General features: G+C 67.2%; 26 protein-coding genes. 12 read left to right on the forward strand and 14 right to left on the reverse strand.

What is annotated here, in order from left to right:
• Positions 1-46 precede the first annotated feature (46 nt).
• The 3 genes from DI526_RS02810 (at position 47) to DI526_RS02820 (ending at position 3,237) form a co-directional block, all read left to right on the forward strand.
• Positions 47-175 (forward strand): hypothetical protein, encoded by a 129-nt coding sequence (locus DI526_RS02810; protein ID WP_304273822.1) that lies wholly within the window; start codon positions 47-49, stop codon positions 173-175.
• Positions 176-709: 534 nt separating this feature from the next.
• Complete coding sequence (locus DI526_RS02815; protein ID WP_304273824.1) at positions 710-1,360, forward strand: lasso peptide biosynthesis B2 protein; 651 nt, start codon at positions 710-712, stop codon at positions 1,358-1,360.
• A 2-nt stretch (positions 1,361-1,362) separates the two neighbouring features.
• Positions 1,363-3,237 carry a lasso peptide isopeptide bond-forming cyclase gene (locus DI526_RS02820; protein WP_304273826.1) on the forward strand — a complete coding sequence of 625 codons (1,875 nt, stop codon included), beginning with the start codon at positions 1,363-1,365 and terminating at the stop codon, positions 3,235-3,237.
• On the opposite strand, the gene DI526_RS02825 is transcribed toward DI526_RS02820, so the two are convergent.
• From DI526_RS02825 to DI526_RS02840, 4 genes are all read right to left on the reverse strand, one after another.
• Positions 3,123-5,573 carry a prolyl oligopeptidase family serine peptidase gene (locus DI526_RS02825; protein WP_304273828.1) on the reverse strand — a complete coding sequence of 817 codons (2,451 nt, stop codon included), beginning with the start codon at positions 5,571-5,573 and terminating at the stop codon, positions 3,123-3,125. The genes DI526_RS02820 and DI526_RS02825 overlap by 115 nt on opposite strands.
• Positions 5,574-5,608: 35 nt before the next feature.
• Positions 5,609-8,581, reverse strand: a complete 2,973-nt coding sequence (locus tag DI526_RS02830) for a TonB-dependent receptor (RefSeq protein WP_304273830.1) — start codon at positions 8,579-8,581, stop codon at positions 5,609-5,611.
• A 190-nt stretch (positions 8,582-8,771) separates the two neighbouring features.
• The gene (locus DI526_RS02835) at positions 8,772-9,758 is read right to left on the reverse strand and encodes a FecR domain-containing protein (protein WP_304273832.1); all 987 of its coding nucleotides are present in this window, start codon (positions 9,756-9,758) and stop codon (positions 8,772-8,774) included.
• 14 nt (positions 9,759-9,772) lie between these two features.
• A complete protein-coding gene (locus tag DI526_RS02840) occupies positions 9,773-10,297 on the reverse strand; it encodes an RNA polymerase sigma factor (RefSeq protein WP_304273834.1) in 525 nt (174 codons plus the stop codon).
• A gap of 132 nt (positions 10,298-10,429) precedes the next feature.
• Between DI526_RS02840 and DI526_RS02845 the strand changes: the two genes are divergently transcribed.
• The 9 genes from DI526_RS02845 to DI526_RS02885 all read left to right on the forward strand — a co-directional run bounded on the left by DI526_RS02845 (position 10,430) and on the right by DI526_RS02885 (position 18,250).
• Positions 10,430-10,774 (forward strand): helix-turn-helix domain-containing protein, encoded by a 345-nt coding sequence (locus DI526_RS02845; RefSeq protein ID WP_304273836.1) that lies wholly within the window; start codon positions 10,430-10,432, stop codon positions 10,772-10,774.
• Between the two features lie 158 nt (positions 10,775-10,932).
• A complete protein-coding gene (locus DI526_RS02850) occupies positions 10,933-11,688 on the forward strand; it encodes a DUF2285 domain-containing protein (protein ID WP_304273838.1) in 756 nt (251 codons plus the stop codon).
• A 116-nt stretch (positions 11,689-11,804) separates the two neighbouring features.
• On the forward strand, positions 11,805-12,095 hold the full coding sequence (locus DI526_RS02855; RefSeq protein WP_304273840.1) for an AlpA family transcriptional regulator: 291 nt from the start codon (positions 11,805-11,807) through the stop codon (positions 12,093-12,095).
• A gap of 8 nt (positions 12,096-12,103) precedes the next feature.
• Positions 12,104-12,562 (forward strand): DUF2840 domain-containing protein, encoded by a 459-nt coding sequence (locus DI526_RS02860; RefSeq protein WP_304273842.1) that lies wholly within the window; start codon positions 12,104-12,106, stop codon positions 12,560-12,562.
• Positions 12,559-13,071: a S26 family signal peptidase gene (locus DI526_RS02865; protein WP_304273844.1), complete on the forward strand. Its 513-nt coding sequence runs from the start codon at positions 12,559-12,561 to the stop codon at positions 13,069-13,071. Before DI526_RS02860 ends, DI526_RS02865 begins: the two co-directional genes overlap by 4 nt.
• A gap of 1 nt (position 13,072) precedes the next feature.
• Entirely contained in the window at positions 13,073-13,909 is an 837-nt protein-coding gene (locus DI526_RS02870; protein WP_304273845.1) for a lytic transglycosylase domain-containing protein, read from the forward strand.
• Positions 13,910-14,138: 229 nt separating this feature from the next.
• Positions 14,139-15,854: a DUF3363 domain-containing protein gene (locus DI526_RS02875; protein ID WP_304273847.1), complete on the forward strand. Its 1,716-nt coding sequence runs from the start codon at positions 14,139-14,141 to the stop codon at positions 15,852-15,854.
• 16 nt (positions 15,855-15,870) lie between these two features.
• Positions 15,871-17,826, forward strand: a complete 1,956-nt coding sequence (locus tag DI526_RS02880) for a conjugal transfer protein TraG (protein ID WP_304273849.1) — start codon at positions 15,871-15,873, stop codon at positions 17,824-17,826.
• 7 nt (positions 17,827-17,833) lie between these two features.
• A complete protein-coding gene (locus tag DI526_RS02885; RefSeq protein ID WP_304273851.1) occupies positions 17,834-18,250 on the forward strand; it encodes a CopG family transcriptional regulator in 417 nt (138 codons plus the stop codon).
• 110 nt (positions 18,251-18,360) lie between these two features.
• Here the strand turns inward: DI526_RS02885 and DI526_RS02890 are convergent, their stop codons facing one another.
• From DI526_RS02890 to DI526_RS02935, 10 genes are all read right to left on the reverse strand, one after another.
• On the reverse strand, positions 18,361-19,008 hold the full coding sequence (locus tag DI526_RS02890; protein WP_184721727.1) for an NrsF family protein: 648 nt from the start codon (positions 19,006-19,008) through the stop codon (positions 18,361-18,363).
• Positions 19,008-19,625: a sigma-70 family RNA polymerase sigma factor gene (locus tag DI526_RS02895; protein WP_304273855.1), complete on the reverse strand. Its 618-nt coding sequence runs from the start codon at positions 19,623-19,625 to the stop codon at positions 19,008-19,010. Before DI526_RS02895 ends, DI526_RS02890 begins: the two co-directional genes overlap by 1 nt.
• Before the next feature lie 18 nt (positions 19,626-19,643).
• On the reverse strand, positions 19,644-20,126 hold the full coding sequence (locus tag DI526_RS02900) for a DoxX family protein (protein WP_184721723.1): 483 nt from the start codon (positions 20,124-20,126) through the stop codon (positions 19,644-19,646).
• The gene (locus DI526_RS02905) at positions 20,123-20,950 is read right to left on the reverse strand and encodes a DUF2063 domain-containing protein (protein WP_184721721.1); all 828 of its coding nucleotides are present in this window, start codon (positions 20,948-20,950) and stop codon (positions 20,123-20,125) included. Before DI526_RS02905 ends, DI526_RS02900 begins: the two co-directional genes overlap by 4 nt.
• 12 nt (positions 20,951-20,962) lie before the next feature.
• The gene (locus tag DI526_RS02910) at positions 20,963-21,868 is read right to left on the reverse strand and encodes a DUF692 domain-containing protein (protein WP_304273858.1); all 906 of its coding nucleotides are present in this window, start codon (positions 21,866-21,868) and stop codon (positions 20,963-20,965) included.
• A gap of 71 nt (positions 21,869-21,939) precedes the next feature.
• Complete coding sequence (locus tag DI526_RS02915) at positions 21,940-22,272, reverse strand: DUF2282 domain-containing protein (protein ID WP_184721717.1); 333 nt, start codon at positions 22,270-22,272, stop codon at positions 21,940-21,942.
• Positions 22,273-22,407: 135 nt separating this feature from the next.
• Complete coding sequence (locus DI526_RS02920) at positions 22,408-22,716, reverse strand: putative quinol monooxygenase (protein WP_184721715.1); 309 nt, start codon at positions 22,714-22,716, stop codon at positions 22,408-22,410.
• Positions 22,717-23,060: 344 nt separating this feature from the next.
• Positions 23,061-23,267 carry a hypothetical protein gene (locus tag DI526_RS02925; protein ID WP_369691865.1) on the reverse strand — a complete coding sequence of 69 codons (207 nt, stop codon included), beginning with the start codon at positions 23,265-23,267 and terminating at the stop codon, positions 23,061-23,063.
• A 170-nt stretch (positions 23,268-23,437) separates the two neighbouring features.
• On the reverse strand, positions 23,438-24,589 hold the full coding sequence (locus tag DI526_RS02930) for an ABC transporter permease (RefSeq protein ID WP_304273863.1): 1,152 nt from the start codon (positions 24,587-24,589) through the stop codon (positions 23,438-23,440).
• On the reverse strand, positions 24,586-25,725 hold the full coding sequence (locus tag DI526_RS02935; protein ID WP_184721709.1) for an ABC transporter permease: 1,140 nt from the start codon (positions 25,723-25,725) through the stop codon (positions 24,586-24,588). Before DI526_RS02935 ends, DI526_RS02930 begins: the two co-directional genes overlap by 4 nt.
• Position 25,726: the final 1 nt, after the last annotated feature.

Raw genomic sequence — 25,726 nt, forward strand, 5'->3', positions numbered from 1 at the left:
GTGTCATGGACGGGCCGCAACCAGCGGCTTTCGAAAGGAGACGATCATGTCCAAGACCCACACCGCTCAACGCCGGCGCCTGGTCCGCGTGGGCGACGCGCACCGGCTGACCCAGGGCTCCATCGTCGGGCTCTACTCCGAGGACTTCCAGCCGGGCCGCTACACCCCGGCCTGAGCGGCCTCGCCGCGACGGCGCGACCGTCACACCCTGGCGGCCGCGCCGTCGTTTTTCCCGCAACGCGGCCGTCTGGACGGCCGCCGCCACAAGGACCAAGACGATGAAGCGTCGTGTTCGACTGATCCGCGTGGGCCAGGCCCACCAACTCACTCAGGGCTCGATCATGGGTCCCGTCCCCGAGGCCATCGGTTGGGGTTACTACTATCCCCAGTAGCCCTCGTGGGCACGGCGCGGACGTCGTCAAATATAGGTTTGAATATACGTCCGCGCCGTCGCCTGCTTGTCACCGCCGCCACCGTTGGCGCTGACAGGGAGTAAAGCCGGTGACCCCTTCTTTCCGCCTGATCCGCTTGGGCAAGGCTGATCGTCTCACGCTCGGTTCGATCCTGGGGCTGTTGGTCGAGGACGTCACCGCGGCTCGGTACGACCCGACCTAACCGTCCGCGCTCACTGACCGCTCAGCCCCTCAGGGGATGTGGCGACGTTCGGAGTGGGCTTTGGACGCCACATTCCTCCAGCAGGAGCAGGCTCGTGGAGCTTTGGCTGAGCGACGGCGTGCACGCGACCATGATCGACGAGGACGCCGTCTTCCTCGACGTCGCCACCAATGCCTATTTCTGCCTTCCGGCGATCGGCGCTGCTCTACGTCTCGAAGGTCGCAAGATGATCGTCTTGGCCGAACCGCTCGGTGAGGATCTCCTGGGGGCCGGCCTGGCATGCGACGCGCCGGTCGCCAGCGAAGGCGTGATGGCCCAGGCGCCGGTTCATACGGCACGCGCCCTTATCGAAGCGCTTCCCGCTACAACTCGTCTTGCGCCGGCATGGCGCCACTGGCGCGCGGCCATTCTCGCGGGCCTCGGCAACGCCCGTGACCAGCGTCGCAGCTTCGCCACTCGACTGCCCCCACCCAATGGCGTGCGAACGGACACGCCGAACCCGACACTCCTGCAAGACTTGGCCGCCTTTCGGGGCTTAGCGCCGTGGCTTCCGTTCGATGGGGCATGTCTTTATCGCAGCGGGCTCCTGCGACGGTATTTGGCCGCGCTGGGGCACCGGGTGGACTGGGTGTTTGGGGTCAGGACGTGGCCGTTCGCCGCCCATTGCTGGCTGCAGGCTGGCGATGTGGCGCTGGACGACGAGGCTGAGCGGCTGGCGGCCTACCATCCGATCATGGTGCGCTAGCCATGGGCTATGTGATCCTCACCTATCCCGCCGGCCGGGCCTGCGAAGCATTCGATGAGATGGTCGCTGAGCTTCAGGCCGCTGGGACCTGGACCCTGGCCTATCGCGCCTTTCGCCTGGCCGTGCTCACCAATGGTGATCTTGCGCCCAGGGTCACGCCGATCGCGGGCTACGACGGCGTTGCCGGCGTGCTGATCGGCCGGATCTTCGATCGCGCCACCACCGATCGAGGCGAAGTGGCGGCGGCGAGGCTCGACGGTCTCGACCAGGGCGACCCCCTCGACGCCTGCCGCCGCCTCGTCTTCGAAAGCTGGGGCGGATATGTCGCCCTCTGGATAGGTCGGCCCAAGGACGGTCCGACCATTCTTCGCGACCCATCGGGCGCGTTGGAGGTGCTGGCCTGGCGCCGTGACGACGTCACGGTGGTCAGTTCCCATGCCCTGACCGGGCGAGCCGGGCCGTTGGGGCTCTCGATCAATTGGGCCCGGGTCAAGCGCACCCTCGACGATCCAACCAGCGCGGCCATGGCTCCGCCACCGCTGACCGGCCTGCTGTCGGTGGAGCCCGGCAGTGTGCGGCACGGTCCCGACCTTGCTGAAAAGACGGTGCTGTGGAGTCCAGCCGCAGTCGTCCGCGCCGCAAAGAGCCGCGAGGCCAAGCCACGCGGCTGGCCCTCGCGGCAGGAAATGCGGCAGACGATCGACGCCTGCGTGCGCGCCCTGGCCGCCGACGAGGCGGCCATCCTCTGCGAGATCTCCGGCGGACTGGACTCGGCGATCATCGCCACCAGCCTCGCCGCCAGCGGCCTTGGCCCCCACGCGGCCGTCAATTTCTATCGCGATCAAGCGGAGGCCGACGAGCGGGTCTACGCCCAAGCCGTCGCCGACCGCGCGGGCGTGGCGCTGCGCACGGTTCGCCGGCCGCCCTTTACCGTGACCCAGGCGGTTTTGCAGGCCGGGGCGATCAGTGCGCGCCCCAATTTCAACGGCCTCGATCCGGGCTATGACGAGGGGATCATCGCCGCCCTCGACGCTTGCGGCGCCAAGGTGCTGTTCACCGGCCAGGGCGGGGATACGGTCTTTTTTCAGATCGCCGCCAGCGCCCTGGCCGTCGATCTCCTCCGCGGCGCACCCTGCGAGGGCTCCAGGCTACGCCGGCTGGAGGAGGTTGCCAGGCGGACACGCCGATCGCTCTGGAGCCTGGCGGGAGAAACGATCACCGGCCGGCCTTCGCGCAACTCCCTGGATGGCCAGGTGCTCCAGGCCGAGGCGGCGCGGCAAAGGCTATCTGGGCCGTCGCATCCGTGGCTGTTGAACCTCAAGGGGGTCTCGTTCGCCAAGCGCCAGCAAATCGCCGCCCTGGCCGCCAACCTGATCGCCAATGGCGACACAGGAAGAGCCCGGCGCGCCCGCATCGTCCATCCTTTGCTCTGCCAACCGGTCGTGGAGATGGGCCTGGCCATTCCCGCGCCAGTGCTGAGCGCCGGTGAAGGCGAACGCAGTTTCGCCCGCGAGGCCTTCGGCGACCGGTTGCCCTCGATCATCACTCAGCGCCGGTCCAAGGGGGACGTCAGCGTCTTCATGGGGCGGACCCTCGCGGCGAGCGCCGACTTCTTCCGAGCGTTCCTGCTGGACGGACGCCTGGCCACCGAGGGTCTAGTCGATCGCGCCTGGTTCGAGGCCGCGCTCGAGCCCGAGGCCATGGTGTGGAAAGACGCCTCCAGGGAGATCCTCGCCGCAGCGACCCTGGAGGCGTGGGTACGTCACTGGGAAGGTCGGCTTTCAACCGCTACGCCGGACGTGCGGGCAGGGGCGATCGTGGTGTCCGGTCCCGACGCCGACCCCAAGGCGTCGGCCAGGAAGGCGAAGGCCCGCTGATAGAGATCGCGGACATTGGCCGGACCAATAATCTGGTGGTTCTCGCCCCGGTAGTACAACAGCTCCACGTCCTTGCCCTGCCGGGACAGGCTCATGAACATGGCTGTGACCTGAGTGGTGTCGAAGTCCATATCGCCATAGGCCAGCAGCACGGGCGCAGTGATGGTGTCGGCATGGAGCAACGGGCTGTTGCGGGCATAGCGCTCAGGCGCGCCCCAGGGCGGCGCGCCCATCCGACCCTGACCGCCCTCGGCCCAGCCGGCCATGTTGGTCAGCGACATGGCCACTTCCGGCACGGCCAGGGCGACGGGCCGCAAGGCGCTGTGGAAGGTCGTCAGATCTGTTGCCGGGGCCGTGGCGACAAGCGCCTTGAAGCGCGGCGACTGCGAGCCCGCCATCAGCGCGCTCCAGCCGCCGAAGCTCTGCCCCCAAAGGGCCAAGCGCGTGTCCGATAGGCCCGGATACTGTGCCCGAGCGCTATCGACAACGCCCAAGATAGCGTCGGCCAGGCCGTCTGCCGGCTCGGCGGCCGGCGCGACGGGGAGACTTGGTGCGATGACCGCATAGCCCTGGGCGACCAGCAGTTGGACATTGACGGTGGGAAACACCGAGCCCGGCATGAAATAGGCCGGCGGCTGGTCGTATCGTTCACCGGTGTAGGGCACGACGACGATCGGCCGGTCGTCGCCCGCCTTGTGGTCTGCCGGCAGATAGAGCCAGCTGGTCAGCGCCTCGCCAGACTTACCGGAATGCTTGACCGCCAGGGGGCGGCTGAACTGGACCTCGGCGAGACCGGCGTTGATCGTCACCAGAGCTCTGGACCGGGTGCGCGGACGATAGAGTGTCAGGGTCTTGACCCCATGCTCGTCTTTCAAGACGGCGGCGGCGTCGCCCTTGGACGAGAAGGCGCGCAGACCGGCTTCCTTGGGCGGCGCGGCGGCCAGCCCTTCGGTCCCTGCCGTGGAAACCAGGCGCCCACGGCCGTCCTGGTCGGCCAGGAGCAGCGTCGCCGCCTGACCCGGAAGCAGGCGGGCCGGCTGCCACTGCACCGTGGGCGGCGCCAGGACACGGGGCGCGCCTTGCGGCGGAAGGCGAACCAGACCCGACGCCGTGCTGATCAGCACGCCTTTGGCGTCGGCCGCCAGGGCCGTCCCCAGCGGCGGCTCGAAGCTGGCGGTGAGATTGATCGGCCCCTTGACGGTCAGGCGCCACCAGTCGAACCGCTTGCTCCCTTCCGGCTGGGCCAGGACGACGGGATCAGGTCCCAACCATACTGTCTGGCCTGTCGGCACGGCCATGTTGCCCGCGGAGACCAGCCCCACGCGCAGCTGGCTGGCCAGCGGCGTGGCTTTGCCATCGGCGCCCAGGCGCCAGTAGCCGTAGGTCGCGTTGAACCCAGGCTGGTCGCGCGCCGCGGCGACGATCGTTTTGCTGTCGGGCGACCAGGCCCACATGTTCTGCGCCAGGTCGCAAGCCGGGCAGGGGCGCGCGGTGGACCCGGTGTCGAGATCGACGAGAAGCAGGCGCCGGCGGCGATGCGGGTAGGACAGGCGGATAACGCCGCCGTCCTCGGGAGCGGTCAATTCCGCTTCCCGCGAAAGCGCCACCGTCTTTCGATCTGGTGAGATCAGCATGTCCAGGAACGCGCCGTGCGCCAGCACCCGCGCCTGGCGCTGCTCGACGTCAAACAGCGCCAGGGCGTAGTCGGCCGGCCCTGGGTTGACGCGGGCGTACCGCCCGGCCCCCAAGGTCACGCCAGAATAGTCGCCGCGACTGCTGGCGGCCCAGGCCGCCTGCGTTCGCGCCTGGGTCTGCCAACCCCCGCCGAGCAACATCGATGGCGCGTCTGGTGGTCGGGCGATCACCACGACCTGATGGTCGTTGCGCCACCTGGCCTGGGCCGTCCAGATCTCCGGATCGGCCGTCAGGCCCGACCAGGTGACCTCGCCCGTCGCCATCACCGCCACGCCGACCTCGCGGCGATGATCTTTCAACCGAAAGACCAGGACGCGGGCGCCGTCCGGCGAGAATTCGCCGAAGGTGTCTCCGGCCTTCGGATCTTCAGCCAGTAGGTTCCTGGGCGCTCCGCCGGCCTGGACATCGGTGATCAGAAGCCGGCTGCCGCCTTGATGGCCGTAGGCCTCATGGTCGAAATTGGGCGCGTCCTTGAAGGGGCCGTAGCGTTCGGCGATCAGCCAGCGGCCGTCGGGAGAAAAGGCGACCCGGCCGAAGTCTTCCAAGGCCAGCTGGTCGTTCATCGTGAAGGGGCGGCCGTCGGCCTTGCCCTGGCCAGCGGCCAGGGCGCAGGCAAGCGCGAGCCCTGCGGAAAATCGCATGACGTCTTCCTGAAATTCAAAGGAGCGGGAGTGGCCTACCAGGCCTTGGTCAGCTGCAAGGCCACCAGCCGGCCAGTGGGGTCGTAGTTGGCCGCGGCATAGCCCACGCCCTGCGGCGAGTCATAGAACGGCGGGTCGCTGTCGAAGAGGTTCTGGACGGTAAGGGCCAAGCTCACGCCCCGCAGCGGCCCGGCCTTGGCCGGGGCGACGTACTGCCACTGAAGATCCGCCGTCGTCTGGCTCGGCAGGCGCGCCCCGGCGCTGGTCGTCAGGTCGCCGACGTGGTTGAGCGTCAGGCTGGTGGTCAGCGGGCCATGGGTCCAGGCCGCCGTCACCCGCGCGCGCAGGTCGGCGGGGTTCTCCGCCATCCCGACCAACTCGGTCTTCTTGGCCACGGTCGTGACCTTGCGCGAATAGGACATCAGCCAGGAGAGATTGGCGCTCAGCATCACCGGGTTGTCATGGATGGACAGGCCGTAGCTGCCGGTCAGGTCCAGGCCCCTGACCTCGAATGTCCCGGTATTGACGTAGCGGGCGTCGGCGATCGCCCGGTAGGCGGCGGGCAGGTACAGCGATGCGACGCTGGCCGACGCGTATTGCAGGTAGTTTTGCACAAGGGCCAGGTCGCTGGTGTTGCTGGCCGGATTGATGAACTGGCGGAAGGGCGCCAGGTCGCTGGCGGTCAGCACCGTGGAGAGGTTGTTGATCGCCGGCTGGCCGATGCGGTCTTGGAACTTGGTGTCGAAGAGCGTGGCGCTGATCCGCGTCCCAGGATGGCTGGGCGGGGCGTATTCCAGGCCGGCCGTCCAGGAGACAGCGGTTTCGGGCCGCAGGTTGGGGTTACCGCCGTAGAGCAGCAAGGTCAGAACATTGCCGCCGTTGGCCGTCAGGTTGATCGGCGTGGCCTTCTGCGGGTCGTTCAGCTCACTGAGCGACGGCGCGCGGAACGACTTGCCGTAGGTGCCTTTCATTGTCCACGCGCTGATCGGCGACCACACGACGCCGAACTTGGGCACGGTGCTTTCCAGGCCCCCTTCATAACGCTCGGTGCGTACCGCCGCCGACACTTCCAGCCGCTCCAGGCCGGGGCGACGATAGTCGGGTCCGAACAGCGGCGCGCGCAGTTCCGCGAACAGCGCCCCCACGGTCCGGTCGCCGTGACGGGGCGACACAGCCTTGGGCGCGCTTCCCGAGGTGAACGACCAGCCCACATTCTTTAGCGTCTCGCTGCGGACCTGAGCTCCGACCGCCAGGCGCAGGGCTCCGGCCGGCAGGCGCCACAGCGGCCCGTCGGCGGTCACGCTGGCCGCGTCCAGCCGGCCGACCGTGTGGGTGGCCTCGAAGCCTTGGGTGACGAAGGCCAGCACCGTGGGGTTGTTGCGGCCCGTGCCGATGAAGGGATTGAAGTAGCCATCGCGCGCCGCGCTGTAGCTCGTGGCCGGGTTGTCGCCGGTGGTGCCCAGGGCTTCGGCCAGGAAGGTCGAATTGAGCATGCCGCTGTTGCGGTAGTCGCCGATCTCCTCGGCATGGAGGACGTAGGCGTTGAGCTGCCAGGCGGCAGGCAGATCAACCTTGGCCCCCAGGCTCAGGCTGCGATCCTGCAGTTCGCTGGTCGACTTGGAGCCGCCGGTCTCATTGGCGAACGAGTAGGCGATGTAGTCGACCGACGAACCATTGGGGGAGACGAAGTAGGGATTGTTCGGCGTGACCGTCATCACCGTCATCGGCGCATAGGCATAGGCCGTCGAGCGGCGGTCGCTGTAGCGCACCTCGGCGTTCAGAGTGACATGCGAGCTCACCGCCTGGCGGCCCGCAAGATACAGGCTACCGCGCTCCTGCGTGGGCAGAAGATCGATGGTCGAACGTAGGTTGGAGAGGTTGCTCTGTCCGGCCAGGAAGTCGCCGGGCGTCAGATGCGTGCCGTCCTGGCCGGCCGGGATCGCATAGCCCGGCGCCAGCGAATAGGTCGCGGGATCGAGCACCAGCACCGTACCCGGTTGGCTGTAGTAGACGCGATGATCCGTTCCGCCGAGCGGCCGCAGATCGCTGCTGGCGGTGTAGTCGCGGGCCGACGCGGGCGTGCGGTCGCGTCTTTGGTACTCGCCGCTGATCAGCAGCGAACCGCCGTCCCAGGCACGGCCGAAGGTCTGGCCAAACTGATATTGCGCCAGGTCGCCGCGCGTGGAGCCGGCGATGCGGGACCTGGTCTCCAGGCCCTCGTAGCCATCGCGCATGACGATATTGACCACGCCGCCGACGGCGTCCGAGCCATAGAGCGCCGAGGCGCCGTCGGTCAGGACCTCGATGCGCGAGACGGCCGACAGAGGGATCATCGAGACGTCGCTGAAGTCGGCCATGAAACCGGCGCCGGCCATGCGCTTGCCGTCGACGAGCACGAGGGTGGCGTCGGGGCCCAGGCCGCGCAGGTTGATGGCCGTGGAGAAGGCGCTGTTGGTGTTGGTCGGATCGGACCCGGCCATGGCTACGTCGTCGCTGATCGCGCCGCCGAACGCCTGGGGCAGGCTCGTCAACGCGTCGGCGACGGTGGCGTAGCCGCCGCGGTCGATATCCTCGCGCCCGAGCACGATGACCGGCGAGGGACCGTCCTTCACCCCGCGAATGTGGCTGCCCACCACCACCTCCTCCAGCTGCGTGACCTCGTCGGTTCTGGTCGGAGACGATGGGCGTTCATCGCCCGTCTGCAGTGGGAGCGAAGGCGCCCCCCTTGCCGGGCGGAGGGCGATCGGCTGGCGCGACGGCCGTAGGACCAGAACGCCGGGACGGGCGGTCTGCACCTCGATGCCGCTGCCGGCCAGCAGGCGATCCAGAGCCTCGCGCACCGTCATCTGGCCGCTGATCGCTGGCGCGCGGCGACCAGCCACGAGCTCGCTCTGGAAGAAGATCCGCGTATGACCCTGTTGTCCAAGCTTGATGAGGGACTGGTCGAGCGTGTCGGCCGGCAGGGAGATCGTCGTGCGCTGCTCGGCGACGGTGGGAGCGGCGATCACGCCGCTCGTCATGCTGAAGGCCAACACAGTCAACGCCGTGCTGACGAAAAGACGCTTTGAGAACCGACCCATACAAACCCCCGGCGGCGCCGGGCGCGATCCTCATGATGCGCTGATGACCGGCGGCCTTTCGGGTGGAGACACGGCAGGGGCGGCCCGTTGGTAGCGGACCTGCGAAATAATTATGTCATCAAGCGCCGGAGCGCGGCTGTAGTTCCATGCCGCCGTCGGCTCTGCGGCGGCTTTGAAGGCCAAAGCTCGTGGCGACAGCGGCCACGAACTCCTCCTCCTCGCCTGGCGTGAAGACGCCATTGACCCGGGATTGCGCCGGAACGCCCGGGGCGAGCGTGATCTTGGCGCGCTCGTAGCGGTTCATTTCCTTCACGGCGTCTGCCAGGGCCACGTCGTGGAAGATGATCTCGTTCTTCAGCCAACCGGTCTGGACGGCCAGGTCGATCGCTTTTGGTTGCGCTCCGGTCGCTCCGGGCGCCAGAGCCAGGGCCTGACCGGGAGACAGCGTCCAGTCTGTCTTGCCCGCGTCCTGCTGACGTACCTTCACGCGGCCTTGGGCCAGAGCGACCGTAGCGCCCGGACCATCGTGCCGAACGTCGAAACGGGTCCCGACCGCCCGTACTTCCATCTGTCCGGCCTTGACCAGGAACGGTCGTGCCGTGTCGTGGGCGACGTCAAAGAACGCCTGCCCCTTGACCAGTTCGAGCCGGCGCGCGCCGCGGCTGAAGCGGACGCGCAGCGTGGTGTCGGTGTTCAACTCCACGGCCGAACCGTCTTCGAGACGCACGGTGTCGCGCTGTCCAACATCGGTTTGGAAGGTCTTGATCGGGCCAGCCCACAGCAGCGCCGTCGCGCAGGCCAGGCCGCCGGTCAGCGCCAGTCCGCCGCCGATCCGCAGCCAGGGCGTCCGACGTGGCGCGGGAACGCGCCTCGGCCGATGCAGCGCCTCGCGCGCGGCGGCGCGAAGATCCGGATCGTCGCGCAGCGTCCGTCCAAGCTCGCTGATCTCTTCAATCCGATGGTAGGCCGCGCGGTTATCGCCACGCTGCAGCCAGGCGTCGAACTTCTCGAGATCCTCGTTCTCGACTTCCGTGTCGCTCAGCAGCGTGAACCATGCCGCCGCCTCTTTGTCCTGGCGGTCGGTCTTGCGTTGGTCAGCGATCATGTCGAGCGTCCGCTTCAGTCCTGCATGGCCTTTGAAGTTCGCTCCAGGGCCTTGCGCATCCGATGGTGAACCGTGGTGCGCGGAATGCCCAGGTGGATGGCGATTTCTTCGTAGGTCATCCCCTGGACGTGATTAAGCACGAAAACATCGCGCAACTCAGGCGGGAGGGCTAGCACGATCTGTTTGAACGTCACCGCGTGATCCTGGACGGCGCTGAGCGACTGCTTTTCGAGCGCGGATGCGCCAAGATCCTGTGCGACCTCCGGGTAGCGATCGCGACGCAGGTTCGACGCCAGGTTCTCGGCGATCCGAATGAGCAGGGCCTCGGGGTGGCGGAGCGTGCCGGCCGCCTGATAGGGCGCGGCGCGGATGTAGCTCTCGTGCACGAGATCCTCGGCGGCGTTGTCGCCGTGACGACGCCGCATCATCGGCCGAAACCAACCGTCGTGGCGCGTGAAGAGCAGTTCCAACGAGTCGGCGAGCGACGGGCGGGGCGGGGCAGGCGGGGTGGTGACGTCCACGAGCAACAGTCCGATCAACGATCTGCCCACAGAATCCTACGGATTTTATGATGTGTGAATACGTAAAACGCAGTTATACGTATTTTGAAGCCCTGTGTGTCTTTTGCGGCCAAGCGGAAAGTTCTCGCCGATTGAGCGGGGCGAGTACCGATGGCGAGTTTGCGGGAACAGGTCGGCGATTTGATCCGCCACCATCGCGATCGCGCCGGTCTAAATCAGACGCAGCTCGCTGATCAGATCGGAATGTCGCAAGAGACGATCAGTCGGATCGAACGGGGCCTCCTAGCTCCAAGCTTTGAGACCTTGGTCGATCTCGCTGGCGCGTTGAACGTCGAGGTTCGCGACTTCTTCGAGATCGGAGATATGGCCGCGCGGGAAGGTCGCGACGATCCTCTGGTCCGTCTAGTCGGGCGTCTGACAGAGCTTTCGGGTGACGATGTCGAATGGATCGACAGGTTGGTCTCCGCAGCGCTTAGCCGGAAATCGAAGCAGTAACACTGCCAGCTTTCATGCAGCCATTTGAACAAACCGACGCGGCGATCTAGCCGTGCCTTTGCCGACTCGCTGCGAAAGCGCGGGTTCGCTTCTGCCGCAGCCCTAAATTTCTATGGCCACGCTGTCGTGGGCGGAGGTCCGTCTGGCGCCATGGAAGCATGGCCGTGTCCGCCGCCGCGTCGGAAGCAGGACAGCCGCCCGGTGAGCGCCGAGGCGGTGGTCGGCGGCATGACATCGGCGCGCCGGGCTTGGCGTGGGAATTCTTGCGGCGCAATCCCGAATATCACCTGACTTATGCCGGTTGGCGGCAGGAACGGCGCGAACCGACCGCGCCCATCGACCGACGCTGGGGCCTACGGTTCGCGGCCGATCCTCGGTTGGGCGCCGAGGAGGCCGCCGTCTTTTGGCTGCCGGAAGTCGCACCAGGCGTCGTTCTGCGGCTGGAAGCGGGCGAGGGCGGGTCTGCTGCGGCCGCCAAGTCCCTGCCTACCGGCCAATTGATGCGCGCCGAGGATGGGCTGCATCTGCGCACCGCGTGGGGTCTTCAGGTGCTGGTGCGCGGCGGCGACCCGATCGATCGGCCGCTCGTTGTCGCTCTGACCTATGACGAGCACTTGCGCCTCCGGGTGAGGGCGGTGGATGCCTTGGAGCGACTGTCGGCGGGGCGGCCGCCGCCGAAATCGCACCTGACCCGCGCCCAGTTCGCACGGCTCGACCGCTGCTTGGTGGCGCTCGACGGCACCTTGGCCGGCCAAAGCTACCGCACGATCGCCGAGAAGATTTTTGGGCGCCGCGCCCTGGTCGGCGAGCCTTGGAAAACGGCCGCGATCCGGGGCGCGACCATCCGGCTCGTGCAGACGGGCAGGGCGTTGATGAACGGCGGATACCTCAAGCTTCTGCGCGGCGGCCTCTGACCCCTGGGGGTGACGAAGACGGCGCCCCCGGTCTTCGTCATCCCCTCGGGCGAAGACGCTACGCCAGCCTATCCCGACGACGCCGGCCGTATCCGGACGTCGCCGAGGACACGCCGATGAGTCTGAGTGACGGAACCACCCCTCCACGACATCTGAAGACCGCCGAGGCCGCGCGCTTCCTGGGCTTGTCGGATCGAACGATGGAAAAACATCGCTGCTACGGCACCGGCCCGGTCTATCGGAAGATCGGCGGCCGCGTGGTCTACACGCTCGACGACTTGCAGGCCTGGTCGCAGCGGGGAGCCCGCATCTCGACCAAGGAAGCCGCCGCCGACGTCGTCCTCCCCGCCAAGCTGCACGCCGCGATCACGCCGCCCGATGCGGCCGACGAAAGCGATCCCAAGTGAGCGGGTCCGTGACAACCCGGGTCGAACTTCTATGGCTCGAGGGCCAGATCGAACGCTGGATCCGCTTCGGCCGACCGGTCGGCGAGCGCATCATCGACCGCCGAAATCGCGTCGTCGAGTTCGCGCCCGGAGCGATCTTCGCCCTGGTCCGCTGGCGCGCCGGCGACTACGGCACCGTCGAGTCCCGGATCGCGATCCTGCGGGCGGTCCGTCAAGGCGAGGCCTTCACCACCCATCCCTTCGTCGCGCCCGGCGCGGAGATCCTGCTCAATCTCAGCGGATGGGCCAGGGTTCAGGCCGTGCTCGGGGCGATCGACGTCATCGAAGGAATGGGTCTGCGGCCCGAGGACGCCGCGCCCGATCATTGGCGCCATGTCGGCGCCCGGATCGGTGTCGGCCTGCCGGCTCGACCTTATGACCGCGCTCGTCATCGCGCCTGGTTGTTGCGGCGGAGGCTTGCGCGATGAGCGGCCAGGATCGCCGTCCGCTGGTCCTTGGCGGCTTTGCGTGCGCGCTGCTGGCGGCGGGCTCGGCCTTCGCGCCGGTCAAGCGCGTGGTGCTCAACACCACGGCCAGTGCGCCGATCGGTTTCTACTGGCTGACCGACGAACCCCCGGCCGTTGGCGATCTGGCGCTGGTTCGGCCGCCCCCAGGGCTGGCGCAGTGGCTCGCGGTTCGCGGCTACCTTCCGCTCAATGTGCCGCTGATCAAGCACGTGGCGGCGGTCGAAGGTCAGTCCGTCTGCGCGCGTGACGAGGTGGTGGCGATAGATGGCCGGGTCGTCGGCGCTATCTTGAAGCGCGACCTGGTCGGCCGCCCTTTGCACGCGGCCGGGACGTGTCGCCGACTAGGTGATGGGGAGGTCTTTCTCCTCAATCCCGCCGCGCCCAGAAGCCTGGACGGCCGCTACTTCGGCCCCGTATCGCGCGAGTGCATTGTCGGCCGCCTGCATCCGCTGTGGACCTGGGGGCGCTGAGTTGACCGCCGCGAGCATCCTTTCCCTGTTCGGTCGTCTGCAGTGGCCTTTCCCCGTCCCGGCCAAGACCGCGTCGGCGGTTGCGCGCAGTCGTGGTCAAGGACGGCCCCCGGGCCGGCGCGCTGAGCGCGCTCGCCTTGACGACGGCGAGCACGGCCGCACGCTTTTCAGCGCCGGGATCTCGGCAAGGACGCCGCGCGCCTGGCGCGCGACCACAGCCGTCTTCCTTCTGCTGACGGCGGCTCCGCCAGCCCTGGCCGAGCCGGCGCAACAACCGCCGCCGGCGTCGCCGACCAATTTAGTCAGCGCTGCGGTCGAGGAAGCGTCGGGTCGCTTCGGGTTACCGGTCAGCTGGATTGAGGCGGTGATCGCCGCCGAGAGCGGCGGCGATCCGAGGGCGATTTCCTCCAAGGGCGCGATGGGATTGATGCAGCTGATGCCGATCACCTGGCGCGAACTCCGTGCCGAACTCGGTCTTGGCGCAGACCCTTGGGACCGCCGTGACAACATCATCGCGGGCGCCGCTTACCTTCGACAGCTCTACGATCGCTTTGGGCGTGGCGGCTTCCTGGCTGCGTATAACGCCGGCCCCGCACGCTATCAGGCGATGCTCGACGGTGGGCGCAAGCTCCCCGCCGAGACGCTCGCCTATGTCGCGGTGGTCGAGGCGCGGATCGAGCGCTCGGCTGGTGGCGCGCGTCGCCAAATTCCGCCCAAGCCCCTCGATTGGCGAACCGCCGAGATCTTTGTGCCGTCTCGGAAGGCCCCGTCAAAGGGCGTCGAGCCGGGCGTCATGATCACGGTCATCGAGCCCTCCGACGAGGCGGTTCGTCCATGACCGCACGGCTCGAAGCAGCGTTGCTGAGATCGCTGGGAGGGTCGCAGAAGGGGAGGCAAAACAGGGCAGGGGAAGATGGCGAGATTAAAGGGCCGGGACCTTTTGGGTCCATGGCCTTGATGGTGCTCAGGAAATTCCGGGACCTCGGCTGGAGGCCAGGTCCCGGATTTCCAAGGTTTTTCAGCGCGTTCAGGGGCTTGTCCGGGACCTGGCTGCCAAGGCGGTCCCGATGACCGACGAGAACGAGTTTTTCCTTCGGCTGGGTCGCATCGACGACCAGGGCGCGCGCATCGCGCCCCGTCCTCGCGGATTTGTCCAAGAGGTTCTGGGCGCCTCGCGCCGAAGCGGGCAGGGGGCGTTCGACCTGAAGGGGCGCCAAGGCCGTCGCCGTTCCGGACGGGGGCGTGACGCAGCGGCCCGGAGCCGCGGCGGCAGCCGGCGGGTCATCGTCAAGGCCAGGATCGTCCGTCACCGAGGCAGCCGCTACACGGCCGCGCCGCTGGCCATGCACATGCGCTACCTGCGGCGCGAGGGCGTGACTCGCGACGGCGCCCCCGCCGAGATGTTCGACCGTGACGGCGCGGCAGACCCTGCCGCCTTCGCCGAGCGTTGCCAGGACGACCGGCACCATTTTCGCTTTATCGTCTCGCCGGAGGACGCCGGCTCTCTGGACGACCTGCGCGCCACGACGCGCGATCTGATGGCTCAGGCCGAGAAGGACTTGGGCACGCGCCTGGACTGGGTGGCGGTCGACCACTGGAACACCGACCACCCGCATGTCCACGTTCTGATCCGCGGCGTCGGCGCCGATGGCCGCGACCTCATCATCGACGCCGACTACATGACCAAGGGCCTGCGCCAGCAGGCTGAGGCGTTGGTCTCGCTGGAACTGGGCCCGCGCTCGCCGGAGGAGATCGCCAGGAGCCTGGATCGTGAAGTTGACGTCGACCGGTGGACCAACCTGGACCGAACGCTGCGGGGGCGCATCGGCCCTGACGGTTTGGTCGATCTTCGTCCCTCCGCCGACGGTGGCGACCGTGTGCCGCCTCGCCTGATCGGGCGGGCCCAACACCTGAAACGCCTGGGCTTAGCCGACGAGCATGGCGGCCAGTGGCGGCTTGCCGATGACCTCGAACCTCGTCTACGCGCGCTGGGCGAGCGGGGCGATATCATCAAGACCTTGCACCGCGCGATCCGTGACGCCGATCGTGATCTGGCCGACCTCGCGATCCAGGCCGAACCCCTGGATGCGCCGATCGTCGGTCGGCTGGTCGATCGCGGCCTCCACGACGAGCACAGCGGCCGGGCCTATGTCGTGGTCGATGGCGTCGACGGGCGCCTGCATCACTTTCGGTTCAAGGACCTCGGCGCGACGGGTGACACGCCGGTCGGCGGTCTCGTCGAGGTCCGCTCGCGCCAGGCCCCCGGCGAGAAGCCGAGCCTCGACCTCATCCATCGGTCCGACCTCTCGCTTGATCGCCAGGTCAGCGCGTCGGGTGCGACCTGGCTGGATCGACAGCTTGTCGTCCGCGAGCCGACGCCGCTCGCCGACGGCGGGTTCGGACGAGAGGTTCGTGACGCTCTGGAGCGCCGTCGCACGCACCTGCAGGCCAGCGGCCTGGCTGATCGCCTGGGCCGACCGCGGGCGGGGCTCGTGGCGGGTCTTCGCGCCCAGGAGCTGGCGCGCGTCGCCGGCAACATCGCCGCCGAGACCGGCGGGACCTGGAACCCGGTCAAGGCCGGCGACCCGATCGCCGGCATCTATCAACGGCGGCTCGACCTGGTGTCGGGCCGGTTCGCGATGATCGAGGACGGACTGGGCTTCCAGCTCGTGCCCTGGACGCGAGGGCTGGAGGAACAGCTGGGCCGGGAGGTGAGGGGCGTCGTCAGCACGGGCGGCGGCATCGACTGGGCGTTGGGGCGCAAGCGGGGGATCGGGCTTTGAAGAGCGAGATCCGCAGATGACCGGTACGAAAATCCTCTGGGGCCAGATCCTCGTGGTCGGCCTTCTGGCGCTGGCAGGCATATGGCTGGCCACCGAATGGACGGCCTGGCGGCTGGGCTTCCAGCCGCAGCTGGGGCCGCCCTGGTTTTGGCTCGGGCGCTGGCCGATCTATCCGCCGCCGGCCTTCTTCGTGTGGTGGTTCGTCTACGAGGCCTATGCGCCAGACGTGTTCGCGCGCGGCGCGTTCATGGCGGCCGGCGGCGCCTTGATCGCCGTCGTCGTAGCGATCGGCATGTCGATCTGGCGCGCGCGCGAGGCCAAGAAAGTGACGACCTATGGCTCGGCGCGATGGTCGACGGTGGAGGAGGCCAGGGCAGCCGGGCTGCTCGGCGCCGATGGCGTGGTGCTCGGCCGGATGAAGGATCACTACCTCCGCCACGATGGTCCTGAGCATATCCTCGGTTTCGCGCCGACCCGGTCGGGCAAGGGCGTGGGCTTGGTCGTGCCGACCCTGCTGACCTGGCCGGGCTCCGCGGTCGTCCACGATATCAAGGGGGAAAACTGGCAGCTAACGGCGGCCTGCCGCGCAAAGGTGGGACCGGTTCTGCTGTTCGATCCGACTAACGCCGCGTCCAGCGCCTACAACCCTTTGCTGGAGGTGCGGCGAGGACCGACCGAGGTCCGCGACGTGCAGAATATCGCCGACATCCTGGTCGATCCCGATGGTGCGCTAGAGCGTAGGTCGCACTGGGACAAGACCAGCCACAGCTTGTTGGTCGGGGCCATCCTACACGTTCTCTACGCGGAAGCCGACAAGACGCTGGCCGGGGTCGCCAACTTTCTGGCCGATCCGCGGCGGACCATCGAGGCCACGCTTCGGGCGATGATGGCCACGCGGCACCTGGGTGACAGCGTCCACCCGGTAGTGGCCAGCGCTGCCCGCGAACTCCTGAACAAGAGCGACAATGAACGCTCGGGCGTGCTGTCCACGGCTATGTCGTTTCTAGGTCTCTACCGCGATCCAATCGTTTCGGCGGTGACCGCGCGGTGTGACTGGCGCATCGACGACCTCGTCGTAGCCGGTCGGCCGGTGACTCTCTACCTTGTCGTGCCGCCGTCGGATATCAGCCGCACCCGCCCGCTCATCAGGTTGATCCTCAATCAGATCGGCCGGCGACTGACCGAGGGGTTGGAGAAAGCGCGCCATCGTCCGCGCCTGCTGATGATGCTCGACGAGTTTCCAGCGCTGGGGCGGCTCGACTTCTTCGAGCAGGCCATGGCGTTCATGGCCGGCTACCGGATCAAGGCCTTTTTGATCGCGCAATCGCTCAACCAGATCGCTAAGGCCTACGGGGAGAACAACTCCATCCTCGACAACTGCCATGTCCGGGTAGCGTTCTCGACCAACGACGAGCGCACCGCGCGCCGCATCAGCGACAGCCTGGGCACCGCCACAGAGATGAGGGCGATGAAGAATTACGCCGGGCACAGGCTTTCCCCCTGGCTTGGCCATTTGATGGTCAGCCGCCAGGAAACGGCCCGGCCGCTCCTTACGCCAGGGGAGGTGATGCAGCTTCCACCGGACGAGGCGATCATTCAGGTGTCTGGCGTGCCGCCCATCCGGGCGACGAAGGTCCGATACTATGTCGACGCGGAGCTCACCAGCCGGGTGGCTGATCCGCCCCAGCAGTTGCAGGCGCTTAGCGCCGGCGCGGCCGCCATGTGGACCACGACGATCTCGGCGGTGGCGTCGTCCGGGAGCCGCCCTGGCGAGGCCACCGATGAAGGTGGCCACCGGCTGGAGCCGGAATTCGAAGCGCCGGCCGAGCCGGCGCCGGAACCGCCTGCGCCCGAGACGTGGCTGGACCCTAATCCCGACGCCGACGAGTCCGTCCAGGCCGAGCAAGCCCGCCGGTTCCGGGCTGCGGCCAGGCAGGCCAGCCTCGACCCTGACGACGGTATTCCGCTGTGAGGGTGCGATGAAGGTTCAGACCAAGGTCTTTTTGGCGCGTGACCTCGTCCTGGCGCTCGACGAGGCGTCGCGACGGATGAAGCGGTCCAAGTCGGAGATCGTTCAGGCCGCGGTCGCCAGTTATCTCTCCCCTGACGGAGACGAGGCGGCCGAGGCTGCGGTGGTGCGCCGCCTGGATCGTATTGGCCGGGAGCTTGAGCGCCAGGGAAGAGACTTGACGATCTCTAACGAGGCGATCGCCCTCTTCGTGAAGGCGTGGCTGACCGCGACGCCGAGCCTGAGCGCTGGGGATCAGAAAGCCCAGAACGCCAAGGGGCAGGAGCGATACTCGGGATTTCTGGATGCTCTGGCGCGGCGGTTGGCATCGGGCCGACTACTGCGTACCGAGGTACTGGACGATCGCCCTCCGAACGCCGCAACGTGACTCACCGCCTCCGTTGGGAAGGTCTGCTTTATGGCAAGGTGGGAGGAGGCTACTGCACGGACGTGAGCGCCAGCATAATCGGGCGCATCACGTCCAGTGCTTGGCCGAGGTCATCGATCGGAAGATCGGTTCACCTGGCGGCTGAAAAGGGCCGCCGCGCCCAAGAACAGCAGCATCGTCCCCAGATTCCAGCCCAGGACCATGGCCGTGGCGTCCAGTGGATGGAACATCGACAGCGCCGTGGCGGTGATGGCCGACACGGCCAGGCTGCCCATGAGGATCACGGGCGTTGGCCGTAAGGCGGCGGTGTGGCGCAGCATGACTAGCATCAGCACTGAAAGCGGCAGGCTGGTTAGGACCATTGTCGATAGGCAGCTGGACGCCGCGCTGACCGTGACCGCGCCGGGCGGAACCGGCGTCCAGGCGGCGAAGCACTGATAGCCTATCGTAGATAGCCAGACGATGAGCGTCGGCGCGGGCAGCAGCAGCCAGCAGCGCGACCTATCGGGCAGGCTGGCCATGAAGGCGGCGATGGCGGCCAGCACGCCGGTCAGGAGGCACGAAATCATGTTGAGGGCGAAGACCGTGTCGCGCATGCGTTCGGCGAACTGAGGACGCACGCCGTGCCCCAACGTGATCAGGGTCATCAGAACGGCGGCCACCGCTAGCCAGATGAAGGCGCGCCAAAGCGGCGGACGCAGCCGTCTGACAGGGGCGGCGCTTTCGGCCAACGAACGGACGAGGTCGGAGGTGTCCATCACGAATCCTTCCGATCCGCGAGCATGGCGCGCAAGCTCTGAAGCGCGCGATGCGTCGCCATCTTGAGGGACGCGACCGAAAGACCGGTCTCGGACGACGCCTCCTTCAACGACAGTTCCTTTAGCTTGAGCAGGTCGATGGCTTTGCGCTGGACCGGGGGCAGACTGCCTATCGCCTCCTCCAGGCGCCCCTTGTCCAGCACCATGTGGGATTCTTGTAGGGTGGTCGGGGCGTGATGCTCCATGTCCATCTCCGTCTCCCGACGGATGGTCCGGCCCAGTCGTCGTAGCCGGTCGATGGCGCGCCGGTCGGCGATCCCGACCAGCCAGGGCCCGAACGGTCGGGACGGATCATAGGTGTGCCGGATGGAATGCAGGGTGAGCAAGATGTCCTGAACCGTGTCCTCGATGTCCCAGGCTTCCTTGTGCCACCGGCGCACTCGGGACCGGAGATAGGGCGTGATCTCGCGCAGCAGGCGCAGATAAGCCGCCTTGTCGCCATCCTGGGCGCGGGCCATCAGGATCGTCCAGTCGATGTCGCGCGCGTTCCCATCCGGCCGATCGGATTCCCGCTCGGCGCTGACCAGACGCAGACGTGGCTCTTTATCGGTGTTCATCGGCTAGCCCACTGGATTTCAGGGGCTGGGAAGAGCGCGATCAATCCAGCGATCGATCGACAGGCCGCCAGGGCCCAGGGTGACGACGCCCAAGGCAAGCGCGGCCCAATAGAGGTGAAAATTCGCCCAGCCATCGGGGAAAACCAGCTGGATCACGGCAGTCATGACCAGCAGGCCAAGGGCCGCCAGCCGAGTCCCAAAGCCCAACAACAGCAGGACCGGCAGGCCGATTTCGGCGCAAGCCGTCAGCCACGCCAGAAGATCGGGCGCCGGCAAAGGATATTCCGCGCCCAGGACATGGAGCCGGAACTGTTCCTTGAAGAGATAGAGCGTGCCGGCCGACAGCCCCCCCGGGCCGTCCCAACGCGTCAGGCCCGAGCGCAGGAACGGAAGGGCCAGGGCCAGGCGCACTAACGGTGGCGCGGCCTTGGCCGCTAGCGCGGTGACACTTTCGAGCCCGCCACGAAACCGCCGGGCCAGATCGTCGAGGCGGCAGATCATGCAGCCTCCCTCGCCGCCAGGGTGTTCCCATCCTGTTGGACGCCGATGCCCACGACGACGCCAGCCTCAAACAACCCAACCAGGCCGCCCGCCATGTCGAAGCGGGTATCGACCGCGTGGCTCAGCGTGAGAGCGTCTCCGATCGTGATCCCATCGCGCAACGCGGCGATGAAGTCCGCCGCACCGGGGGGGAGGATGTTGAGCGCGACGTCCGCGTCGGGACGGGACAGCATGACGTCCTCGCCCCCGCGATTCAGATCCAGGTCGCGCAAGGCCTCGACATCTTCGTGCAGCGACCAGAGCGTGCCGGCCGGAAAGATCGACCGCACCAGGCGGACGGACGGGTGGAGAAGCAGGCACGCGCGAGGTAGCTCGTCGAGAGGGATCCTTGCCAGAAAACCCGGCGACAGCGGCAAAGCCTCGGCGGCATGATAGGCTTCGGTCCAGGCGCGCTCCAGCCGAACGACATCACGCAGATAGGGCAAGGGCGCGGCCGGTTCAAAGCCGCCGACGAAGTCGGCGAATGTCGCCCCGTAGTCCAGCATGACCGGCGAGGTCGGCGGGATCTGGATCGCGTGAGCCCGAGCCAGGGCCGCGAAAAAGTCGTCTCCGACTAGGCGCCGTGTGACGGGAAAGGCTGCCTTCAGCGTCTCGATCAGGCCGGTGACGACATTGTTGCGATAAACCGCGAAACGTCGGGCACTGGGATGGCCGTCCGGTCCGACCAGACCTTCAGGAGGCGGCGCGTCGGGATCCAGTAACGCGTCGGCGAAGGCTTCTAGGCGCTCGGCGAATGGCGTGTCGGGATGAGTGCGGTCGGGCATGATCCGGATCTTTCAGAAAAGAGCGATCGCGCGATAAGACGGCTCGACTTCCAGCGGGCGGCCGGCCTTGGCCATTACGTCGTCGGCCTGCTCTGCCTGGGCCTTCAGCGTCGGCCAATTGGGTAGGTCAGTGTCCCACTCGATCAGGGTTGGAACGGGACCGATGTGCTTGATGACGTGGGCGAACAGCGACCAGACCGCGCGCGATACTGGCCGATCGTGAGCGTCGATCAGCAGCGGCCGGCCGTGCTCGTCCGCGTCGGGCGCAAAGCCCGCCAGATGGATCTGCTGGACCAGGCGCAGCGGATAGGCTGCCAAATAGGTGATCGGATCCCAGCCTTGATTGGTCGATGCGACGTGGACGTTGTTGAGGTCCAGCAGCAGGCCGCATCCGGTCCGACGCGCCACCTGGGTAATAAACTCGGGCTCGCCGTAAGTGCTTTCAGCGAAGGCCAGGTAAGTGGATGGGTTTTCAAGAAGGATCTGGCGACCCAGAGTCTCCTGCACCTGATCGACATGATCGACCACGCGGTCGAGGGTTTCGTGGGTGTAGGGCAGGGGTAGCAGATCGTTCAGGAAACCAGTGTCGTGACTGGACCAGGCGAGGTGTTCAGAAACGAGGGTGGGGCTGTAGCGATCGACGAGGGTTCGCAGTCGGTGCAGATGGTTCTGGTCCAGCGGACGGGCCGCGCCGATCGATAGGCCTACGCCATGCACCGACAGCGGGTAACGCTCGCGGATCGCCGTTAGGTATCGGTGCGGCGGTCCGCCCTTCCCCATGTAGTTCTCGGCATGCACCTCGAAGAAGCCGACATCGGGAGCCGTCTCCAAGATCGTGCGCAGATGCTCGGCTTTCAGCCCGACGCCTGCGCGGCAAGCCATCTGGGCGCGGACCCGGGGGGGAAGGGATTCTGGCATGGCGGACTCTCGCGGCGTTTCAACGTGTGGCGACCGGGCGGGGGGGGCTTTGCCCGGTCGCCCCGTCAAGCTCAGGCCTTGGGGCTGAGGCTGCCCGGGCCATGGGGGGTGTTGATGGCCGTGCAGGTGCCGGTCGGCACGAGCTTGAAGGCGTTGCCTTGATAGTCAGCGGTCGCGGTTCCCGCGCACGAGGTGCCCGCGCCGGCGTAGCAGTCGTTGTGGCCCTTCAGGGCCACGCCGAAGCAGGGCTGGACCTTGCCCGACTTCACCTTGACGGTGTTGGCGGCCTGGATCTTCTTTTGGTGGGCCGTGAACTGCTCGGCGTTCGCAGGCACGCTGGCCAGGGCGCCGAGGGCAGTGGCCAGAGCGCCGGCCACGAGCGCGGACTTCATACGATCCGACATGGTATTCTCCTTAAAATGGCGCCGGCGCGAAGATACCGGCGATTGACGCCCTATTGGCGCGTCTGAAGAGAGGTTCGACGGGAGCGGGAGGGAGGTAACGCCTGGTTTGAATTTTTCCGGGACGTCTGCGGCCGGTCAGCGGGTAGTTTTGGCAGCGACGACGGTGCTGGGATGCATTTCGGGATCTTCAGCCAGCAGTCCGGGAACGGTGGCGAAGATCAGGCTGGCGGCGTCGCCGTTCATGTGATTGGTGAGGCTTTGTTCGCCATCGAAGAGATCCACCAGGAAAATCCGGTCGGCATCGGCGTTCGAACGCAGGACGAGCCACAGGAGGGTTCCGCGTTCGGTCTCTACGGCGGGCAGCGCGGCGGCGACGCGCCTAGCGACCTCTTCTCCGAGGCCCGGTTTTGCTTTGAAGACGATGACGCCCGCGACGGTGGTCATGTTGGCATTCCCTGTCAGTGAAAGGACTGATCCGGCCCCAGCCGTGTGGCCCGCGCCTGGGGGAATAGTTCGGTTGCAGCCGCTGAAAGGTAACGGGTCGACCCGCGCTCAAACGTGCGCGGCGGCCGGTGATTTTGTCGCCACTAGGGTTGGACGGACGACTGTAACAAATGTCAGGAAGCTGGAGGGGGCGAGCTTCCGTTGATGCCGCGGCCCGGCAACAACCTCGATCCTGGTTTCAGTGCGCATATCTTGCGTTACCAAAACCACAGATCGAACGAGCCAAGCCCGTTTGTGCTGCGTGGGTTATCGCCGAGAGGCCGTCGACCTCTCGGCGGCGCCCCCTACCAGCGTTTACGCACGGCGACGCTGATCATCCGGCCCATCGGCGAATAGTTCACGCTGTCGTAGCTCACATCATAGGGCTGGGTGGTGTTGATGGTGTCTGGGGGCGCGTTGAAGAGGTTGCGGACGCCAAGGGAGAATTCGAGGCCATGAAGGGCGCCGCTTTGCCGGAAGGCGTAGATGCCATTGACGTCCACCGTGGTCATGCCGCCGACATTCTTGACGGTCGTCAGTCGCCGATCCTCGACGCCGCCGATAGCGCTGCAGCGAAAATGGAGATTGCGACGTCGGGCGCGCCTGTGAAGGCCAACGCGCTAAGAGCGGCATGATGACGCCTGCGTGTTGGGCGCCACGGTCAGCTTGAACTGGCGCCAAGCTAAGGCGTCGGTTCGCCCGGTGAGCGCGATGGGGCTGGCTCGAGCCGCGCCAAGTCCTTTTGGGGCTTCCACCGAATCCAGGCCAAAAGGCCGTACCCGCAAGTGAGCACGGACAGCCCCGCCAGGTCAGGCCAGACCTCGGCCAGACTTGCGCCCATCTGGTTGAGTTTGATGAAGACCTGGATGCCCGACGTGGAAGGAATGAAGTGCGCCGCCAGCGCCAGAGGGACCGGCATGGCCGAGAAAGGCCAGGCCAGGCCGCTCAGGAAGAAGAAGGGCACGGAACTGGCCGCCAGCACCTGGGCCGAGCGCTCGGGGCGGTCAAAGGCGCTGCCCAGCAAGAGGGCGAAGAAGACGACCGCCGGCACGTAGAGCGCCGTGGCCAGGAGCATGCCCACCAGATTTCCCCCGCGCGGATAGTCCTGAAACCAGAACACGAAACCGAAATAGAACAGGCATCCGGCCACGCCGATGGTGCAGAAGGCGGCTGCCGCGCCGAGGAAGTCGATGCGGGACGGGGCGATCTTGCCACGCCGACCGGCCGACAGGAGCACCACGCCCATCAGCAGGGTTTGTTGAATGATCAGCACCGCCACGCCGGGCACGACATAGCTTCCATAGCCCTGGGCGGTGTTGAACAGGGGGCGGGTGTCGGTCTGGATCGGACTGAGCGCTCTGATCCCCGCGGCGCGCGCGAGGGGCGCCAGGGTCTCGGCGACCGCGCCGGTCAAGACCGACTGAACGGTCGCGCCCACCGTACTGGCGCGGACGAGATAGGCGCCGTTGACATAGATGGCCAGACCCGCGGCCGGCGCGCCGGTGAGCAGACCGCGCTCGAGCCTTTCGGGGACCACGATGATGGCGTCCACGCGCCGGCTTTCCAGCGCGTGGCGGGCTTCACCAAAGTCTGTGGTGCGAAGAACGATGCGAACCCGGTTCGCGCTCGAAAGACGCTCGACGAGGGCTCGGCTGACCGCGCTCTGGTCCTGATCGACGATGGCGACGGGCAGGTGGGTCGCCACTTGCGAGCGGTAGGCGGCGGGGTAGTAGAAGGCGTAGACGATCACCGCCAGCAGCAGCAGCGAGACCGCGGGCCGGCTGGCCAGGATCGCTTTCCAAGTGCCAAGATAGGCGCGCGCGAACCGGTTCATTCGGCCGCCTTCGGGGGCTTGCGCAGGAGGAGACAGGCGGCGGGAAAGAGGACCGCGCAGAAGAGCGCCAGGACGGTTAGCCATCGCAGGGAGTCCGCACCTGGCGAGCCCATGAACATCTGCTCCATCTGCAGGCGCACATAGCTGGTGAACGGCAGAAGGTTCGACAGCACCCGGGTAAACAGCGGTGCGGTCAGGGTGGGCAAGGTGGCGTCCGAGAAGGTAATGGCCGGCCCGCCATAGATCGCCGCCGCCGACAGGGCCGTGGGGATGTCCTTGATCAACACGGTGACGAAGGCGGCCAGGGCGGCGTAGGCCGCGTACATCAGGAATTGGCCGGCGGTCAGCAGCAAAAGACTGCCATGCACGCCCCAGCCGCGAAAGCCGCACAACCAAGCCGTGCCCGCCAGGTTCCAGGCGGTGAACACCAGCACATAGGGCGCGAGTTTGCCCAGGAGCGCCGGCGCGACCTCGCGCGGGGCGGCGATCCAGGTCTTGAACGTGGCGTCGCGAAACTCGCGGCCGATCGTCACAACGATCGCACAACTCATCATCAGGTGCAGAACGCCCGGTTGGATCAGGGCTTCCAGGAACCATTCGTAGCTGAGGCCGGGATTGAACAGCACGGTCGCCTGCACGGCAGGAGGGGTAAACCGCGCTTGAGGCAGATTGTGGATGCGCTGCAGCCTGGGGGCGATCTGGCCTGACAGGCCGCCGATCGCTTCGGCCACGCCGCGCGCGGCCAGGGCGCCCAGCGAATAGTATGAGGCGTTGTCGTAGACGACGATGGTCGCCCCGACGCCGGACAGGGCGTCGCGGTCAGCGTTCTTGGGCACGTAGACCACGGCCCAGACCTTCCCCTGGCGCGCCAGGGCGAAGGCCGAGGGCAGATCCGCCGGTTCGGCGGCCAGGCGGATCGCGCCGGAGGCGTCCAGATCGCGCGCCAGTTGTCGGCTGAGCGTGGAGTGGTCGGCGTCGACCAGAGCCACCGGCAGATGCCGGGGGCTGCCGGCGAGAAACAGCCAGCCCATCACCACCAGCAGCAGCAACGGCCCCACCACGACCACGCCCAGATCCCAGGGGCTGGCGACGAGAAAGGCGATCTCGCGACGCCAGGCGCGAGCGAACGCCGCCACG

Origin of the sequence: Caulobacter segnis, from assembly GCF_003243465.1 — a bacterium.
Classification (GTDB): Bacteria; Pseudomonadota; Alphaproteobacteria; order Caulobacterales; family Caulobacteraceae; genus Caulobacter; species Caulobacter segnis_A.

Coding starts and splice junctions, on each gene's coding strand:
- DI526_RS02810 (WP_304273822.1), top strand. CDS start 47: ATGTCCAAGACCCACACCGCTCAACGCCGGCGCCTGGTCCGCGTGGGC.
- DI526_RS02820 (WP_304273826.1), top strand. CDS start 1,363: ATGGGCTATGTGATCCTCACCTATCCCGCCGGCCGGGCCTGCGAAGCA.
- DI526_RS02825 (WP_304273828.1), bottom strand. CDS start 5,573: ATGCGATTTTCCGCAGGGCTCGCGCTTGCCTGCGCCCTGGCCGCTGGC.
- DI526_RS02835 (WP_304273832.1), bottom strand. CDS start 9,758: ATGATCGCTGACCAACGCAAGACCGACCGCCAGGACAAAGAGGCGGCG.
- DI526_RS02845 (WP_304273836.1), top strand. CDS start 10,430: ATGGCGAGTTTGCGGGAACAGGTCGGCGATTTGATCCGCCACCATCGC.
- DI526_RS02850 (WP_304273838.1), top strand. CDS start 10,933: ATGGCCGTGTCCGCCGCCGCGTCGGAAGCAGGACAGCCGCCCGGTGAG.
- DI526_RS02855 (WP_304273840.1), top strand. CDS start 11,805: ATGAGTCTGAGTGACGGAACCACCCCTCCACGACATCTGAAGACCGCC.
- DI526_RS02865 (WP_304273844.1), top strand. CDS start 12,559: ATGAGCGGCCAGGATCGCCGTCCGCTGGTCCTTGGCGGCTTTGCGTGC.
- DI526_RS02875 (WP_304273847.1), top strand. CDS start 14,139: ATGACCGACGAGAACGAGTTTTTCCTTCGGCTGGGTCGCATCGACGAC.
- DI526_RS02880 (WP_304273849.1), top strand. CDS start 15,871: ATGACCGGTACGAAAATCCTCTGGGGCCAGATCCTCGTGGTCGGCCTT.
- DI526_RS02885 (WP_304273851.1), top strand. CDS start 17,834: ATGAAGGTTCAGACCAAGGTCTTTTTGGCGCGTGACCTCGTCCTGGCG.
- DI526_RS02890 (WP_184721727.1), bottom strand. CDS start 19,008: ATGGACACCTCCGACCTCGTCCGTTCGTTGGCCGAAAGCGCCGCCCCT.
- DI526_RS02895 (WP_304273855.1), bottom strand. CDS start 19,625: ATGAACACCGATAAAGAGCCACGTCTGCGTCTGGTCAGCGCCGAGCGG.
- DI526_RS02900 (WP_184721723.1), bottom strand. CDS start 20,126: ATGATCTGCCGCCTCGACGATCTGGCCCGGCGGTTTCGTGGCGGGCTC.
- DI526_RS02905 (WP_184721721.1), bottom strand. CDS start 20,950: ATGCCCGACCGCACTCATCCCGACACGCCATTCGCCGAGCGCCTAGAA.
- DI526_RS02910 (WP_304273858.1), bottom strand. CDS start 21,868: ATGCCAGAATCCCTTCCCCCCCGGGTCCGCGCCCAGATGGCTTGCCGC.
- DI526_RS02915 (WP_184721717.1), bottom strand. CDS start 22,272: ATGTCGGATCGTATGAAGTCCGCGCTCGTGGCCGGCGCTCTGGCCACT.
- DI526_RS02920 (WP_184721715.1), bottom strand. CDS start 22,716: ATGACCACCGTCGCGGGCGTCATCGTCTTCAAAGCAAAACCGGGCCTC.
- DI526_RS02925 (WP_369691865.1), bottom strand. CDS start 23,267: ATGACCACGGTGGACGTCAATGGCATCTACGCCTTCCGGCAAAGCGGC.
- DI526_RS02930 (WP_304273863.1), bottom strand. CDS start 24,589: ATGAACCGGTTCGCGCGCGCCTATCTTGGCACTTGGAAAGCGATCCTG.